At 37.6% G+C, this 18704-nt stretch carries 7 protein-coding genes and 1 tRNA gene; 6 read left to right on the top strand and 2 right to left on the bottom strand.

All coding sequences use genetic code 11. From position 1 onward, the window contains the following. Positions 1-13 precede the first annotated feature (13 nt). The 6 genes from C3B55_RS02685 to C3B55_RS02660 all read left to right on the top strand — a co-directional run bounded on the left by C3B55_RS02685 (position 14) and on the right by C3B55_RS02660 (position 10896). Complete coding sequence (locus tag C3B55_RS02685) at positions 14-1741, top strand: glutamine--tRNA ligase/YqeY domain fusion protein (RefSeq protein ID WP_129211241.1); 1728 nt, start codon at positions 14-16, stop codon at positions 1739-1741. Next, positions 1735-3129 (top strand): cysteine--tRNA ligase, encoded by a 1395-nt coding sequence (cysS, locus tag C3B55_RS02680; RefSeq protein ID WP_129211239.1) that lies wholly within the window; start codon positions 1735-1737, stop codon positions 3127-3129. Before C3B55_RS02685 ends, cysS begins: the two co-directional genes overlap by 7 nt. Before the next feature lie 2116 nt (positions 3130-5245). Continuing rightward, complete coding sequence (locus tag C3B55_RS02675; protein ID WP_457912699.1) at positions 5246-5695, top strand: hypothetical protein; 450 nt, start codon at positions 5246-5248, stop codon at positions 5693-5695. 2647 nt (positions 5696-8342) lie between these two features. Beyond that, a complete protein-coding gene (uvrC, locus tag C3B55_RS02670) occupies positions 8343-10166 on the top strand; it encodes an excinuclease ABC subunit UvrC (protein WP_129211235.1) in 1824 nt (607 codons plus the stop codon). A gap of 33 nt (positions 10167-10199) precedes the next feature. Next, positions 10200-10769, top strand: a complete 570-nt coding sequence (gene pgsA / locus C3B55_RS02665) for a CDP-diacylglycerol--glycerol-3-phosphate 3-phosphatidyltransferase (RefSeq protein WP_129211233.1) — start codon at positions 10200-10202, stop codon at positions 10767-10769. A gap of 51 nt (positions 10770-10820) precedes the next feature. Next, positions 10821-10896 (top strand) — tRNA-Gly (locus tag C3B55_RS02660). Between the two features lie 6084 nt (positions 10897-16980). Here C3B55_RS02660 and C3B55_RS04585 read toward each other — a convergent pair. Together C3B55_RS04585 and C3B55_RS02655 are read right to left on the bottom strand one after the other, a co-directional pair. Next, positions 16981-17154 (bottom strand): hypothetical protein, encoded by a 174-nt coding sequence (locus tag C3B55_RS04585; RefSeq protein ID WP_157978055.1) that lies wholly within the window; start codon positions 17152-17154, stop codon positions 16981-16983. Positions 17155-17785: 631 nt separating this feature from the next. After that, on the bottom strand, positions 17786-18379 hold the full coding sequence (locus C3B55_RS02655; RefSeq protein WP_129211231.1) for a phosphoheptose isomerase: 594 nt from the start codon (positions 18377-18379) through the stop codon (positions 17786-17788). Positions 18380-18704: the final 325 nt, after the last annotated feature.

Here is an 18704-nt window from a genome sequence, read left to right as displayed (position 1 = left end):
ATTCAAGGATCTTATGAGCAACTCAACTATTGACCATACCTCGAATGCAAAGGTCGAACCTATAATCCCTATTAATTTTTTACACCAGATAGTCCAGTTAGACTTGAATGCGGGCAAGTATAAGCATATTGTCACTCGCTTTTCGCCAGAGCCAAACGGTTACCTACACATCGGTCATGCTAAGTCGATTTGTGTAAATTTTGGTCTAGCCAAGAAGTTTAGTGGTATTACACATCTGCGTTTTGACGATACCAACCCGGCTCAGGAAGATCAGGAGTATATCGATGCTATTAAAAACGATATTAAGTGGCTGGGCTTCAACTGGACCGGTAAAGTACGTTATGCGTCAAATTACTTCAATCAGTTATTTGACTGGGCTATTGAGCTGATCAAGGCCGATAAAGCCTATGTTGACGACTTGAGCCAAGAACAAGTTAAGGAATACCGTGGTACACTAACCAAGCCAGGCAAAAACAGCCCCTTTCGCGATCGTTCAGTGAAAGAGAACCTCCACTGGTTTGCCCGCATGCGAGCTGGTGAATTCCCAGATGGTGCTCGTGTACTGCGCGCCAAGATTGACATGGACTCGCCGAATATCAATCTGCGCGATCCAATTATGTACCGTATCTGTCATGCCTACCATCATCAGACTGGTGACAAGTGGTGCATCTACCCAAGCTACGACTTCACCCACGGTCAATCAGATGCAATCGAAGGTATTACCCATTCTATCTGCACTCTGGAGTTTGAAAGTCATCGTCCGCTATATGAATGGTTCCTCAATAGTCTATCGGTACCGATGCGCCCGCGTCAGTATGAGTTCAGCCGTCTAAATCTAAACTACACTATTACTAGCAAGCGCAAGCTTAAACAGCTTGTTGATAAAAAACACGTACATGGTTGGGATGATCCGCGCATGTCGACGATATCTGGTTTACGCCGTCGTGGCTATACCCCAGCTTCGATCCGTAACTTCTGCGAAATGGTTGGTACCAATTGTTCCGCTGGAGTAGTTGATTTCGGCATGCTTGAATTTAGCGTTCGCCAGGATCTAAATGTGAACGCTCCGCGCGCAATGTGCGTGCTACGTCCATTGCGGGTTGTGATCACTAACTACCCGAAAGATAAAGTCGACAACCTGGAACTACCATGTCATCCGCATAAAGAAAAGCTAGGTGTACGTAAGTTGACGTTCGTGCGTGAAATCTACATTGATTATGATGACTTCATGGAAAAACCGCCGAAAGGCTATAAGCGCTTGGAACCGAATGGAGAAGTGCGCCTACGCGGTAGCTATGTGATACGTGCGGACGAGGTTATCAAGGATATTAATGGTAATATAGTGGAACTACGTTGTTCGTATGATCCAGCAACTTTAGGTCAAAATCCTAAAGGCCGTACAGTTAAAGGTGTGATCCACTGGGTACCGATCACTACCTGCATTGATTGCGAAGTGCGTCTATACGATCGTCTTTTTCGTTCGCCTAACCCTGAAAGAACTGAGAGTAGCGTCAGCTTCTTAGACAGCATCAACCCGTACTCATTGCAAGTGATCAAGGGTTGTCGTGCCGAACCATCGCTTAGTAATGCAAAGCCAGAAGACCGTTTCCAGTTTGAACGTGAAGGTTACTTTTGTGTAGATATTAAGGATTCAAAACAAAGTGCTCCTGTCTTTAATCGTATTGTTGCTTTACGTGATTCGTGGACGCACAGAGATCCTCTAAGGAAACCATTGTGCTAACAATATATAATACACTTAGTCAGACTAAAGAAGTATTTCAGCCTTTGAATGGTAACAAGGTGCGGATGTACGTGTGTGGCATAACTGTATATGATTACTGCCATATAGGTCATGGTCGTAGTATGGTGACCTTTGACTTAGTAACTCGCTGGCTGCGTTTTAGCGGCTATGACTTAACGTATGTGCGCAACATTACTGATATCGAAGATAAGATCATTAATCGGGCCAAGGAAAACTGTGAACCGTTTCATGTTTTGACTGAGCGTATGATCATAGCAATGCACGAAGATGAGGCACGTCTTAATATCCTAAAACCAGATACTGAACCGCGGGCTACAGATTATATTTCTAGTATACTACGCATGATTCAGACCCTTATCGACAAGGGTTACGCATATTGCGCCCCAGGTAACAGCGGCGTATACTATCGTATTGCTAAGTTCATAGGCTATGGTAGATTGTCACGTAAGAAAATCGAAGACCTACGAATTTATACGCGTGTCGATGTGGACGATGCCAAGCAAGACCAACTGGATTTTGTTTTGTGGAAAGCCGCTAAGCCAGGTGAGCCGAGCTGGGAGTCACCATGGGGTGCTGGGCGTCCTGGTTGGCATATCGAATGCTCAGTGATGTCTACTTGTTGTCTTGGCGAGACCTTTGACATTCATGGAGGTGGTAGTGACCTTAAGTTCCCGCACCATGAAAATGAAATAGCGCAAAGCGAAGCCGCTACAGGCAAGACCTACGCCAATACCTGGATGCACTGCGGCATGATCCGTATCAATGGCGAGAAGATGTCTAAATCTTCGCATAACTTTGTCGTTATTCGCGATGTGTTAAAAAAATATCACCCGGAGGTTGTGCGCTACCTACTTATATCGAGTCACTACCGTAGCGTCGTCAACTATTCGGAAGATAGCCTCAAAGATGCCAAGGGTGCTCTGGAACGCCTTTACCACTCACTGAAAGGCTTGCAAGGCGGTGTGCCGCCTACTGGTGGCGAAGTTTTCGTAGCACGGTTTACTGAAGTTATGAATAATGACTTCAGTACACCAGAAGCCTGCGCCATTTTATTCAAAATGGCGCGTGAGATTAACCGCCTACGCGAGAGCAATCTCAATGCTGCGTCAGGTTTAGCTGCACGCTTGAAAGAGTTGGCTAGTGTGCTTGGCATACTTCAGATGGAAGCAGTTGACTTCCTGCAAGCTAGCGCTGCAAGATGCGTGGATACAGTTGAAGTATATACGTTGATTCAGGCGCGCTTAGTTGCACGTGCCAATAAGGACTGGGCGGAATCCGACCATATCCGTAAACAACTTAATTCAATGGGTGTATTGTTAGAAGACGGGAAAAGTGAGACACTGTGGAGATTGACTGATGAGGCTTAATTAGTAAGTAATAAATGAAAAATATCAATACTATCTAGTGATTTTTTTTGAGAGTAAATATGTATTATATATGATACCAGTTGCCAATGTTATAACAACTTTTTTTTAAAATTTTGTGTAGTAAATTTAAGTATAGAATAAACAGCTAGCAATCCATATAGAGTTTGCCCGTTTAGCATTAAACTGCAAAACGACCATGTTTGTCACACTAATGGATGTCGAACTGTTAGCGTATGTTTTATTGCTATAATGACGCTAGAGATAAAACATTATATTGGCTTTATAGATGCTGCTAGTTACGTCATTATGGATGATCTTGTAATATCACCCGTTGTTGCAGTGTATGGTAACTTTATTATCTACTATGCAGGTAGACTGTATATTTTGCAATAAAAATAAGCTTACATTTAATAAGAATCAACCCACAAAAAACAATGTTTCTTGTCAATTATTCAGGCTAGAATAACGGCATAGCGCTTTAGATAGTAGAACTAGACACTGCAAGATGCGCATAAATTATTTGTCTATTGCTGTGATGGAGGTATTGAGAGAGGAGTGCTATTTAACTTAAATAAAATTTGTAATCTAGTTTACATTAGGTTGATAAATAATGCTAGCTGAACATACTATTTTAAGCACAATTAATATTACTTAAATTATTATTAGTGTATATAAAGCTTTAGGTACACTAGAAAGCCTGTCAGGTATCGTTGCTAAAAGATAAGTAGCGCAAAAGCGTGGTTTACTTAAGAAGGTGCTGATATATCTGCATTAGTCAGACTACATGCATTGACTAATGTTTGTTTGGGTTAATGCGGTTGTTAGTTAACTCGTTAACCGTGATAGTTAATTCGGCGTATTTAGGTAAGTCTTCTTTAAGAAACGCTATCTATTACGGAATCCAGAAAACTACGCTAATTAGCTTCATATTTATAGTTGGCGAATATTGCGACAATAAATGCATCCATAGCTGCTCAGTTTAAATTTAGACTAAGTTATTCAAGTAGAATGCTTGGTGGTAAGGGATTGGCGTCTATAAGACTAATTGTCTATGTAAGATAGTAGTTGTTATGTATGTGACATTATAGATGTGATATGGTATTTGAAATTAAGCCCAGAGGAGTGAAGTACACTAAACCCACAGCAAGTACTTAAGGCTATGGTAGTGTCTTTGTCAACTGGAGGTTACGGTATAAATGGCTTTAAACCAAATAATCCTTTTACCTGATTGATAGCAATCATAGTCAGCGGATATTTTATCCGTGATAACGATCTTCGCTTGAAGCTCACTGTTTATTTTCAACGCTATCGCTATAGATAAAAAAATTTGCTAATATCAAGTTCTATAAGATATAGCCTTTTTTATCAAAGTAACCGTACTGATAAAATATGACATGTAAGATAAACTTTAATTGATGGAGTAATATGGTAAATTTTATAAGATAATGGCGAATTAAAGTCATTTAAACTGCGAAGAGAGCCAAGAATTAGCTAATTCGCAGACCCTATGGTGCATGCCTTGCAAACCTCTTGATTTTTTGCTGCCGGTTACTTTCAGAATATGAAAAATTGCGCTAGATCAGTATAGTATAACTTGGTAAAAAAATTAGAATTCAAGCATCTGTTGAAACTTGGTAAACAGCAGCATTGGTATTCGTCTGGATGCTCAGACTTAGTGAGCGCGGGAAGACATAATGGCAAGTTGACGTATTTGCATGCTTAGTTCTTGTCAGGAATCATATTGATTTGCTAGTGTCTTATTGAATAGTTTTAATGAAGTTTGTTATAATATAATAATTAGTAGCATATACTTGGTTGTATGCTGGGTACTTTATTATGTATAAGCTCTCAGCATTGATGTATTCCACTGAATTATTCTTTAAATTTGGCTAGCTTGTATTCTCTGGCTGTCGAGCTAGTAATTTGCTAGTTTATCTGATTACTATGCATACAGCCTATTGCTACATCTGTATTAGTCTTATGGTTGAACAGCTGTCTCCGTCAAGTGATCATCGAATGTGTGATTGTGCTGTAACGGTTATCTTTTTGTGCTGCCCGCTTTAGTGGTTAGCGTTTTTTATGTGGGGGCGTTTCCTTGGTAGTCAGTAAACTAGATATGCATGCGTTATTTGTGCTGGGTGATTTACGTGCAAAATTGGTGAAACAATTTCAATCCAGTTTTGTTTACATCGCTGAACAGACGCCAGAAGGTATGTACATCGCTGAAATACATACTGGGTCAGCGATGGTCGTGGATGATAAGCCACGTTTAGAACTTAAAGTTGGTGACCATTTTTGCGCGGCAATTTTGCCGAGTCGTGAAGGTGGCAAGCTTGAATTAAAATTTCGTGATATTAAGTTAACGGTGTATGGTTTAGGCGATTATGCATTTGTTTCTTCAGCTGACGGTCAGGGCATTATATTTAAGGAAGGTCATAGCCTAATGCTAGTGTTTGCCACTAATGAGCAACGGCAGGAAGGTCTAATTAAAATTCTTAAGGCTGTAATCAGCAAGGTAGCTAAGTGGCGCAATGGTGAGCTAGTGACATTCAAGGCAAGTGAATAGTTGCTAAATACCGCATATGTTTCTGCTCGTTAGAAGCATCTACTACAGTTTAGCTGATTCAATTATTTAGATGCTTCGTAGATTCTAAGTAAATCTAGCCTCCATAAAAGCTATGTACTATAGTTGTGCTGTTATATCTAGATAATTTGAACTGGAAAAAGGTTTTTAGTCTGAGCGACGGTTATATAAACTCTCGCAGTAGTTCTAGCACAGCACCAGATAGTAAAATTGTATCGTGAGTCTATCGCAGTAAGCTAGCGCTATTCTATCTATATATGTGCTGTGCCCTCTAATTGAATGCAACAAGTTAATTTAACTTAAAATAATTACTATTTAATACTAACGTCTAAACCAGTCTGAATTAATTAAGATTATCTTAATCAGCAACTACTAGGTTGTTAGTATCCAGGCTAGATATTAGTATGTTAACGCCGTTTTAGTGGTCAGTTAGTTTACTGCTTTTTACTAATGTGCATTTTTAATCAAGTAATTTATAACAGCATTAGCCTTACTGAACGAAAAATCACACACCGACACCGAATATAGTGCAGGTGTTTTTTAAGAAGCATCCCAAAGTTAATAGGTTTAGTTAACACCATAATACAGCATTAGAAGTTTTATAGCGACCACAAGTAATAAATTAGTAATATACACGTAAACTTAGCATGCACTTCATTTATCTAGTTATATGTTCTTTACGGTTATTGTAGCATGTAAATTTATGCTTTTTTATAGTATACAAGCATCATAAAAAAGGATTTGGTAGTAATGCGGTCACTATAAGTAAACCAAAGCAACTTGTAAGCAATTCCGCTCTGCCGCACTCAAGACTACACTTGCCTACTATTTGTAGCTTTGTTAACGGTCGTATTGCCTTACTAAGTGCTTCCATGTTAGTAAACCATGGCACATGAAGTGCATGTAAGCAACTTGTATGCCATACAGTTAAATCAGATGGCAAGGCTCACCAACTTTTCTTGACGGAATAACTATGCCTATCCTAGTATGGATATTACTATAATGCTCATACGTCAAAAGTAGTAAATTACTGCGGACATTACAGAGTTAAATGGACAAGTGGCATAGCTTATATAGTTAGTTCTTTCAAGGTTTAATGAAAAGCTAAGTTATTAAATTCTGAATAACAACAAAAAGGCAGCCGTAGGTTAAATGGCTCTAGTAGAAGCTACTCTAAGTAGTTTATGTAGATTCCAGATACTATACACAACAGCGGATATTCTAATACCTGCAATCAAAGATCATTAGTGAGCCCAAGCTGTTTATATGAATAGACGGCTACGAGTACATAGCTATGTTACGCATCGTAAACCTAAATGCTAGTAATCTGCGTTGTGTTTCCAAATGATATATATAACCACCTAAAAAGGTACGCTTAATTTATATTAATAGAGTGCTAATATGCTGGCAACTATTAGTGTTTTATGAACTATCATTAATTAACTCTAAACTGGTCTAAATGGAATAATTAGTACTCATTACTGAGTATTTTTATATATAAAATAACTTTATGGCATAGTTTTAAATCAAGCACCTATCAAAGATAATTTTTTCCTTTCATGCTACAGTATGACTGCTAGCTTATTTTAGCTTTCCATATTATCTATTTTACGTCTAGTAAACACCTGATATAGTTGTGACTATATTAACGCTATGATGACGTGCTAACGCTTAAAGAGAATAGACTCCTGGAGAATATTTTTTATCATTATTAGTTTAAAAGTTATAAGTCATGCTACTATGACTTAACGAGAAAACCTGAACAAAATTAGATACAAAATATTAGGTAATTATTGTATTCTTTTAAAGAAAATGTGCAAGCAGCTTGGCTGTTTCACCTTTATTGTGATTGAATATTTATTACGCTGAATAAAAAATTTAACTATACTACGAAGAATAACTAACTTTTTATTTAGGAAGCTGTACTGCTTATCACCAAGCTGGCAGTTTTATTATGTAGACACTATATATGCTGCTTGTATAGACGCTTATGGCTTGGTTTTTTGTTAAAATATATGATAATGTATAAGACTATATAGTAAAAGTATCTATCCTAGATTAGAGTGCTACAGTAGTCAAAAATCATAACTTAATTTATACGTATATTATACTGATGCTAGTTAATATGGATGATTTGCTATTAGCTACTGGCTATGCTAAGTATAGGTATAACCCATAAATCATAATCTGTGATAGGTATAGTATTAACACATATCAAAAAATGACTAATGTTAGTAGCTTTTTTCAGCTAATACATTTGTTGCACAGTTTATTTAGTTATCAATAGTTATAGTGGCGAATGCGCGTTAGGCAGATTTATTTTCTGCTAGGTTTTTGCAAGCCAGCAAGATCAGTGCCTACATAACAGGGTAGGCCAGCGGATATATTGCAAGCTACTACAATTTACTAGTGATTTATCGTTTATCGGGCCATCAGAGCGAAAAATCTAGATCGCTTTGGTAAACTTCGCTCACTAAGCAGTGCAGTTGATTTTTGACAGATTGTTTCTAGCGATCAAAAATCGTTAATACTTACGGTTCTTGTATTTTAGATAAACTTATCATAAGCAGCGATTTTGAGTTGATCCTGCTCGCGATACGGTACAGTATAATGGGCGCTAGCGTTTGACATGACCACATCGTTTGATCCACGTGCTTTTCTCTCAACTTGCAGTAGCAGCTCTGGTGTGTACAGCATGTTTGATAGTGAGGCATGCTTGCTTTATGTAGGTAAAGCTAAAAATCTAAAGAGCCGTCTCACGAGTTACTTTCGTAAAACTGGGCTAGCACCCAAAATAGTATCTCTCATGGCACGTATCGCCAAGATTGAAATCACTATAACTGCCAATGAGACCGATGCATTACTGCTTGAGCATACGCTGATTAAAAAATGGCGGCCACCCTATAACATACTGCTGCGCGACGATAAATCCTACCCCTACGTGTTTTTATCAGACAGTAATTTTCCTCGCCTAAGCATTCATCGTGGCGCTAAGCATGGTAAAGGTAAATATTTCGGTCCCTACCCGAGCGCTAGCGCGATCCGTGAAACTTTAGGTCTGTTGCAAAAGACTTTTTTTGTGCGCCAGTGTGAAGAAAGATTCTTCAAGAATCGTACGCGGCCGTGCTTACAGTACCAGATAAAGCGTTGTAAGGCGCCTTGTGTTGGCTTAGTTGAACCAGCAGAGTACGCTAAAGATGTGCACCATTCGGTGATGTTTCTTGAAGGACGTAGCAATGTCCTTACATATGAACTCTCCGGTGCTATAGAACAAGCCGTCAGTACCCTAGATTTTGAACTGGCTATCAAGCTGCGTAATCAGCTTTCGCTATTGCGTCGTATACAAGATCAACAAAGCATGGAAAGCGGTGATGGCGATATTGATGTAATCGCAGCCTTTGTTAATCCTGGTGGCGCTTGTGTAAACCTAATTAACGTACGTAGTGGTAGAGTCCTTGGCAGCAAAAATTTTTTTCCAAAAACTGGTATCAATGAACAAACGGCCGGAATCATGAATGCCTTTCTTAGTCAGTACTATATGGGTAATCCAGATCGCACCTTGCCTTCTGAATTGATTGTCAACGTGGTCCATAAAGACTTCCCTATACTAATCAAGGCAATTTATGAATTGCGCGGCCAAGAATTAGCTATTAATCATAGTGTACGCGGTATTCGCGCACGATGGCAGCAACTATCGATTACTAACGCTAAACAGGCCTTAAGTGCGCACCTAGCTAATAGACAACACATTGCTGTGCGTTTTGATGTCTTAGCTAAAGCCCTTAACCTATACGTGCCACCAATGCGGCTAGAGTGCTACGATGTTAGTCACTTTAATGGCGAAGCTGCAGTTGCGGCCTGTGCAGTATTCGGGCCAGAAGGACCTATCAAATCTGATTACCGACGCTACAATATTACAGGTATCAATCCTGGCGATGATTATGCAGCTCTGCAGCAGGTCCTGATGCGACGCTTTAGCAAGTTGAAGGATATGGATAACATACTCCCTGATATTCTACTCGTGGACGGTGGTAAGGGTCAGTTATCCATAGCCCGCGATGTGCTTAATGATCTAGCTGTGCCAGATCTAGTCCTACTTAGTGTAGCTAAGGGTATTATGCGTAAAGCTGGTTTCGAAACGTTGTACTTGAATAATACGATCCATGAGTTAATTTTAAAAAGCGACTCACCTGCTCTACATTTGATCCAGCATATTCGTGATGAAGCGCATAGATTTGCCATTACTGGTCATCGTGCCCTCCGTAGTAAAATTAGAAAAACTTCAACCTTGGAAAAAGTGGCTGGTATTGGCCCAGTTCGACGCCGTGACCTGCTTAAATATTTTGGTGGTTTACAGGGGCTGTGCTGTGCCAGCATTACTGAAATAGCTAAAGCACCAGGTATCAGTAAAAAGCTCGCTGAATTGATTTATGTAAATCTGCATAGCGAATAGAATGCTATTCTTACCTCGTAGCTAGTTGTGCCGATGAACATCCCAAATTTGATCACCATTCTACGCGTTCTGTTTATCCCGATTTTTATTTTATTGTTTTATATGCCGTACGAATGGAGTTATGCAGCTTCTAGTTCGGTGTTTGTTTTTGCTGCTACAACTGACTGGCTTGATGGCTACATGGCTCGTCGCTTAGAACAAAGCACGCCGTTTGGTGCGTTTCTCGACCCGGTAGCCGATAAAGTCATGGTGGCTATATCCTTGGTTTTGCTAGTTCAAGAACATAGTAACTTCTGGTTGACCTTGCCAGCCGCTGTGATTATTGGTCGCGAAATTGTTGTCTCAGCCTTGCGCGAATGGATGGCTGAAATAGGTGCTCGCGCCCATGTCGCTGTATCAAACATGGGTAAATGGAAAACTGCTGCGCAAATGCTTGCGCTGGTGATCCTGCTAGCCAACCCGCCAGACTTCTCTCTTTATGTTCTTACTGGCTATGCTTTGTTACTAATTGCTGCTGGCTTAACTTTGTGGTCCATGTTGCAATATTTGCGCATAGCTTTGCCTTACATGCGCACTAACGTTGAACAAAATAAAAAATTTTAATCAATGAGTTGACTAAGAGTTTAGATTCTGAGTAATATGTACTCTCAATATGCGGGAGTAGCTCAGTTGGTAGAGCACGACCTTGCCAAGGTCGGGGTCGCGAGTTCGAGTCTCGTTTTCCGCTCCAAATACAAAGCAACATCCACAGACATTAAGAAAGCTCTAGCTCAGATCGAATAATGATGTGCCAAGTGGCACAGTACTCATTGTTTGACATAGTTAATGTCAGTCCAATATGAGCCTTTTCAGTAAGGCCAGACTTCAGTAGGTCATGAATTATGATTGACATTCTAGTGACGATTTATCACGAATAGTGTTTTGTACACCCTGGTTTTGAAGTTGAATAAATGCAACGTTTCGACTATGCGGCTTAGCAGGATTTAGTGTATTATGTAGTGTTTGACGCATCCTGCATTTATGCATTTTAGACCTATTATTAAGCGCACATAACTTTATCTATTAAAAAGATACGTAGGTATATGTGCCTCTTAAAAAATTTCATTTTGCGTAGCGAATACATTTTATGTATATTAGTTCACGGTTATGCTTAACTCTGTTCTCGTTGACGCCAGTTAGATACAAAAATTTACTACTATAAGAATTACTTACTAAACACGTTTAAATAAATTAATATAAGTAATTAAAATTTAATATTTTGTATACCGCTTTTGCGTACACCAGCTGGTAAGTTCAGCATTAAATTTTAGCACTGGTATGCTTTGGACACAATTACCAGCATCACGCGGCTATGATTGAATCAATGTGATTTAGTTACCTGGTATTTTGCGATATTACTAATTAATTACCTTTGCCGTAGATAAGGACATGCTACCTAATTATAGCATTCATAGCTGTAGGTAGACGTGACACCTAATCTTTCTGGATATTATGGTTTGTTGTATGTACTTCAAGAGCTATTAACAATATATGTTAGATATGTTCAGTGATTAATTGATATCAGTGCTGATGATGCATATTTTAGGCTGAATTAGATGGATAGACTATTTTCCAAGGTCTATAGGTAGTTTTTAAAGTTTTGGTTAGCTGAACCTATAACGATCATTTTCGTCAATTAAAAAAATCAGTAGTAGCACTGCTGCTAGCAGAAGTATCAGTCTTTTTTAAGTATTTCATGACTATTACACGTAGCGTAGCTTGTAGTATTTTGCATATTTAGTTGCAACATGCAACACTTTTAGTGTTGCAGTTTTACTGCACAAGAATTTCGGTAGCCTTACTAGTACATAGATGTGTCTATACTGCGCAGTAGCGATAGTCTGGCATCAAACAAGCCTTGCATCTGTATCGCTAGTTTATCTGCGTATGCTAGTATGAGCCTCTCAAAGAGGTTTTGCTCAAATTAGTAAACTTATCGACTTCAAAACACTGGCATTATTCTGTATGCAAGCGCATATTCACGAATGTTTTAATGAGTATGTATCAGATGTTTTGAAACTTAATCTTTCACCTTGTACAATTAACTGTCTTCCAGTTGCCAGTTAATTTTTAACTATCTTTGTCTGTCTGGACGCGTCAATTCTTAACGTAACTCTGTTACGGCATTTCGAGTTGAATTAGTAAATAGTTCGACCGGAAAGTAGTTTGTTGTCAGCGTACCCCCCCCAATTTGCTAGGCCTAGCTTAAATACAAGGTTGACATGCTCTGCATTAAGATCATGGCGGCGAGTACCTTAGACCATGCCTGCACCGCATATATCGGTAATTTTAGCAATGCTACTTTGCATGGTTAGCCATATTTGTAATAGATGGTAAAATTACTGATTTTGCAGTTTTCATTTTATTAAAATTCTAATGATTTTGCGATAACTACCACCCATTTTTTTGTTTTATTAACTGTCATAGTCATGATTTAATTGGTGCCAAAATGAACTATACAACTGGTCAAGCTGAAAGCGAATATTAGCGAAAGTTATTAAAGTATAATTGAAGATAATGCCTGTAACGTCCTCAGCACTTCGTCTAATATCCTCAAGTATTTCTACTCAGGCGCAATTATGCTACAGTCGTCTAACCAGTTTTTATACTGGTCCTAATACTGAGCATTGTCACTTGTAGTGAGCAAAACTATGACAACTCTTATTATGTAGTCGTTATAGTCTGCACTATGCTAAGCACTACATTCAGTTACGTCGCTCCCAAACAGAAGCATCAGCAAGCTTGTAGGTAGACCAGCACAACCGTACTAGTAAAGCCACACTAATCAGTGTATACTTGGTGTATGACAAAAAAGTTTTAGATTTCGCTAGCTCCGCGTCTACCTATAGTTACAGTCTATATATCATAGAGTTATATAAAAGTTGGACGTTAATATAAATTATTATATCTAGTTTGTTGCCTGTAGTGAATAGTTTTATTATAGTGTGGCACACTAAAAATCACTATTTTATATTTTGTGATTAAACTTAAGAGGTTTTTTTGTTATTATACTGGTTTATTAGTATTATATAGGCAATTAGTGGTATCTCATCTTAATGTTTTATGTATAAATAATATTTTTTCTGCAGTGCTTAGTTATTGTGACAGTCAGTAGGTGCTCACGGTAATAAACAGCGAGCACCATGGCTTGGTTGTGCCTGAATATATAAAAACTCGAATATTCGCAGTATGCTGCCAACCCAGCTTATGGATACGTACATTTATAGAATGTATCTTATTTTTATTTGCACAACATAAAGCATTTCGTTTTTTGCCTCGCTATAACCACTAACACACCTATTTTTTTGGTATTCTTATATCATGGTAAGAATCTAAATATCAGACTACCAATAAGATCATATAAACCTTTTCAAAATAGTTAATTTATACCTAATTACGCAACATACGAGTAATGGTCAAGATGTCATGTAAGCTAATCAAACGCGCTTATTGCTGCTTCATATTTGTGCAAATCATTCGTGCAACACTAGTAGTAAGTGCGTTTTATTCGGTAACGACTAGATAACTTATTTTATCTGCCTGACTGATCATATTAATGCTTTCTTTTTAGTTGGTGCTAGTGATCACGTTATTTGCATAGTTGAATAGATCTAATTCAGTCAGCTTATCTAAGAACACCGCATCATTAAACGTAATAAACATCTGCTCACTACGTGAATTTGCCTAATATTAAGCTTTAATGAACATTTCTTTATCAAAACTAGACTAATCATAAAGAAATATTTAAATATCTTTCTATATCAAATGTTTAGTTTGGTGCACAATTTTTTTAAAAACGCATACAGCTGAAATGCAGCATGTTAAGAGTTGTACTGGTGTAGATGTAGATGTAGTACGTTTTGGAGTATTAAGAATCTATGCTTGCACTGGTATTTCTTAGGTTGTTTCAATGAATACTGAAACCGATCATGGTCAGTTATTAGTAATAAAAACGGTAACCTTTCTAGTTGACTTAATAGTTCTGGTAGCGAGACATTGAGCAAACTATCAATTAGTTGTTACGAAAGGCTGATGCTTAGTAAGTTATCTATGCTGTAGTTATCCAACAGCATCTGAATTCTTTTACTAAAGATAAATAATCTTGCCAATTAGTTATCGAGATTATGTAGGCTATTCTTAAAGATTAACCAGACATACTTTATATTAAAGTAAGTTAAGAATTAATAAGTTTTTTTGCGGTATGGCTCATTACCTTGAGTATGCTTAAGGTACGCGATGAAATCAGATAATTTTCACGAGACACGCCTAGTGTTAAAATAATATTGCTTTGTAGCCTCAAATATTATCAGTATTTACTTATGCTTTGAGGTTGACTTTTAGTGTATTTGATCATATTTTGCTTGGTGAGATTGGCCTGATATGCCTGATAGGTATGCTGATAAGCTTTGCAACTACCGCATTATAATAAACTGCATGGATGTTACCTATAAGCTAGTACGCTATTGTAACGTTTAGATCAATTTATATTGATAGTTAATCAATTACCCAACTATTTTCATGCTTGAAACTATTTTCTACCGTTGCGCTAAGCTGTTGTATATAATAAGTACTCACAAGCAAGATACTGGAAATCATAAAGTGTTGCGCAACTAGCACTAGCGTAGCTAACGCTACGCGCTGTTTATAATGCAGGAGATGGTCGACTTTGCTTGATATTATCTATAGTTGAATTACTCATTTAGAATGAGAAAAATACTATTTACTTATGATAGTGCTTCATGAATTAAACCAAAAGCGCCTTAATATATCTAAGGTGCTTCAGTTCTCAGTTATGCAGCAATATGATGTCAGTGTTGTCTACCTGGTTTTTCCTATGTAAAAACAAATATAGCAAGGCGAACAGTCACAGCAAAGTGCCCTGCAAAATCTGCTAACTAAGAAAGTGTATGACCTAATTGCAGATGAAAAGCAGTTCAATATTATGTTATCTTTAATTATCTTAAAGCGTTCATCTTCTGAAAATATCGTAGCAATGATATATTGCGTGAATTATGTAATACAATGCGTTGAGTGAGCTATTTGAGTAGTCAATTCATACTTTTGTTCGATACTTTATCGGCGACCTATAAGATAAACCCAGTATCTGTATAGTTTCATACAGGGCATGGTACGTTGCAGGCACTTATTAACCATTGTTTGCTATGTTAGCATAAATATATGCTGATATGAATTGCAATAAATTGCAAGTTATAATCTGCCCAGAGTAATCTAACTATAGAATAAATACATCTATGACGACGCTGTAAGTTAGCATTTTTATCAGACTCTCTATGCCATGATTGATAGTCTGTATAAATATAAACAAGCTGTAGCAACAATAAATGATTGATCAGTTGATCATTAATATGTTTTGTGCGCAAACACAACGATACGGTATTATGTGGTGCTACAGATTTGCTAAACGTTTTAATAATTTAGCAGTTGAAATCTAGCAGGTCTGATTTATTATAAATAATTCAAGTTAACTATAATTTCGCTTAGAGGATGTTTTAAAATTTGCGCGAGTACTTATAAATATCTAAATAAGTCAAGCAAATTAGCAAAATTTTCTTCAGTAGCTAGGTGCAGTCACATGTGCACCATGATTGCAGATCAAATCACTAAAAGTTATTATAGTCTAACCATGCACCAGTTGATAGATTAAAATTTAAGGTAGTTAGCATTATTCATGCATGTACCGATCTTAACTTCTTCTTTGCGCTAGTCAATTGAAAAAGAAGACCGTTACCATGCTGAATTTATATAAGAAGGATGCATTACTTTATAGGCAATCTAAAATTCAATGCTAGATATTTTCTACGTTTTATAATATATCATTATATTTTTCGAATCGCTGACCAGAAGACAACTATTTGTTGGCCTACGATTGCTGGATAGTATTAATATGCGCTGGGCACACAGCTGGACAGATAGTCTTTTAGTTACCTATATAAATACTGGCCTATATGACTATGCAATGTAATTGCATATGACAATCGTATTGATCTGTGAGTTAGTATAGACTAATTTTTTAGTATCTGGTAGCTGATCAAGTAGTATTGTACGTACTGAATAAGTACGTGATTTTATTAACAGGACAAGAAGATATACACGCAGCTTTAGCAATACGATGCGTAAAAATTTATTTATTATGTATGAGATATATTGGATATATAAATAGAAATTGTCTAACGGTTTTTTATATAAAGGAAATAATAATTTTATCAAGGAAGTTTGTTTGGTTTTTAATATGTTGATCCATTGTAAACCGCAAGCTATGTCTGACGCGAATTTTTTGTCTATTGTATTGCAATGTCAGCACAGGTTTTTTTGCCAATGCCCTCCCTGTATCATAAGATACAAAAGTAGGATTTACCTTTATGCTTACTTTGCTTCGTCTAGCTGTGCTTGCTTCTTCAATAATTATGAGGGTAGCCAAAAGCAGGCAAATGACTCATTTGCTATCAAATATCACCGCTAAAATAGCGGCTTCGCTGCGTTAACAAATTCCACAATTGATCATAGCAACTTTGGTAAAGCGCATTAATTGGTTTTGTCATTGATGGTCTTGGTAGAGCTGGTTATGGCTATTATGCTGACGAGTAAGAAAAAACTTCGTTCAGCATGACTAATAACAGTGTTAAAGTTCAACACTATGGTTGTCTAGATTAGACTGATCATGTCTAGCAAAGATTATTTTTTGTAGAAATTGCTAGCAGTTTTTATATAACTAAATAATATGGTAAATTCCTTTAAGCAATTTAACTAAAATACCTTATAGGTCTTTGATTACACTGACAGCATCTTCAGTCGCTAACTTAGCATAGACTTCCCCTAAAGTTTTGCACAGAGTGTGGCTAACTACCTGACTTTCCAAGGTTATCTGCCAGGCAAATTTGATTATTTGTTGTATTAGCCAGGATAACTTGATTGCTAGTAATACTAACATGAATAGTCGCATTAAGAACTGTCGCGTGGAAGTTAATTTTAGTCCGATTCCTGGTCAAAAAATACAACCTACCTAGCTAGCAACAGCAGGCAATATATTGTAACTATCAGCACTATAATAATCGGTACCAGTGTATAAATATACGCAAGATTATGAAGGCCATATAGAATATGCCTTGCAGTTACTGCATAACATCTTTTTATAGAATTATAACTTAACATTATTAAATGTATCGAAACACTTGCATAATACTTCTATACTACAAATAGAACCTATACTAAGTTGGTTATGTTTAATAGTTGCCACTTAGATTAGTATGTTTATCATAATGGATAAGAATGCTATTATTGGTAGTAAGTTTCATACTTAAACTGTCTATTGCGCTGTCGATAGGTGATGGCACCTTAGTCTTGGTTAGTCAGTGAGGCGCCTTTTACGTTGTCCGTAACGTATTGAGTAACCGCTACTTGTAGCGTGCGTTTCAATGAATAAATCGTTAATCATTTTAACTAATGTACTGATATTCTGACTATCTATATTATTTTCATGACTCAAGTTACTTGTGATGGCTATGTTGTAATAGTTGATGCAAGGTGCAGCGTAATAGCCAATAACCTTGAGATTTTAACGGTTACTCTTCACTGCCAAACAGTTGGTTATCAATTAGATCACACAGGCAGTGGATCGTTAGCAAATGAACCTCTTGAATGCGCGCGATAACATTAGCTGGTACACGAATTTCCACGTCTTCCTTGAATAGTGACGAAGCCATCATACCGCCGCCGCACCCGGTTAATGCTACGATAATCATTTTACGATCATGTGCAGCCTGGATTGCTTGGATGACATTCTCCGAGTTACCGCTAGTGGATATCGCTAGTAATACATCGCCTGGATGGCCTAGGGCGTAAATCTGCTTGGAAAAGATTTCATTATAGCTGTAATCGTTAGCGATTGAGGTAATCGTTGATGAGTCAGTAGTTAAGGCTATGGCTGGTAAGCTTGGGCGCTCGCGTTCAAAGCGGTTAAGTAGTTCAGAGGAGATATGCTGGGCATCACTAGCAGAACCGCCGTTGCCGCACGAAAGCATTTTACCATCGCTAAGAAATGCTTTAACTATTATCTGACCAGCTTGCTCAATATGCGGTGCAAGTATGTCCATCGCCTGTTGTTTGGTGCTAATGCTAGCCTGGAAAATTTGGCAAATTCTAGATTTCATGTCCATATATATGACCTTAGATAGCGTGGCTGTTTAGCATAAAAATATGCAGCCGGTAAAGCAAAGAGCAAAAGTTTGCGGTAAAGATGTCTAGTAAATTAGTTTTTTTGAAGATATCTTTAAGATAGTTTAAATCAGTTAACTAGAGAGCATGCTTTATGGTAATTGCATCTAAATGGCATATGGTAGTAAAGCCGAACAATAATTTTTTTAGTAAAACACTGCACAGCAAGTATCAGCTTTTGATACCGGTCCCAACTAATACTAGTGAGCACACATCTACTGTGTATGTTGTTTTTGCTGCGTATTTTAATGAATAATATTGTATAGT

It is taken from the genome of Candidatus Pseudomonas adelgestsugas (assembly GCF_004124255.1).
GTDB classification, from domain to species: Bacteria; Pseudomonadota; Gammaproteobacteria; order Pseudomonadales; family Pseudomonadaceae; genus Aquipseudomonas; species Aquipseudomonas adelgestsugas.
Note: the sequence above shows the minus strand (reverse complement) of the source record. Positions and strands in the feature narration are given on the sequence as shown.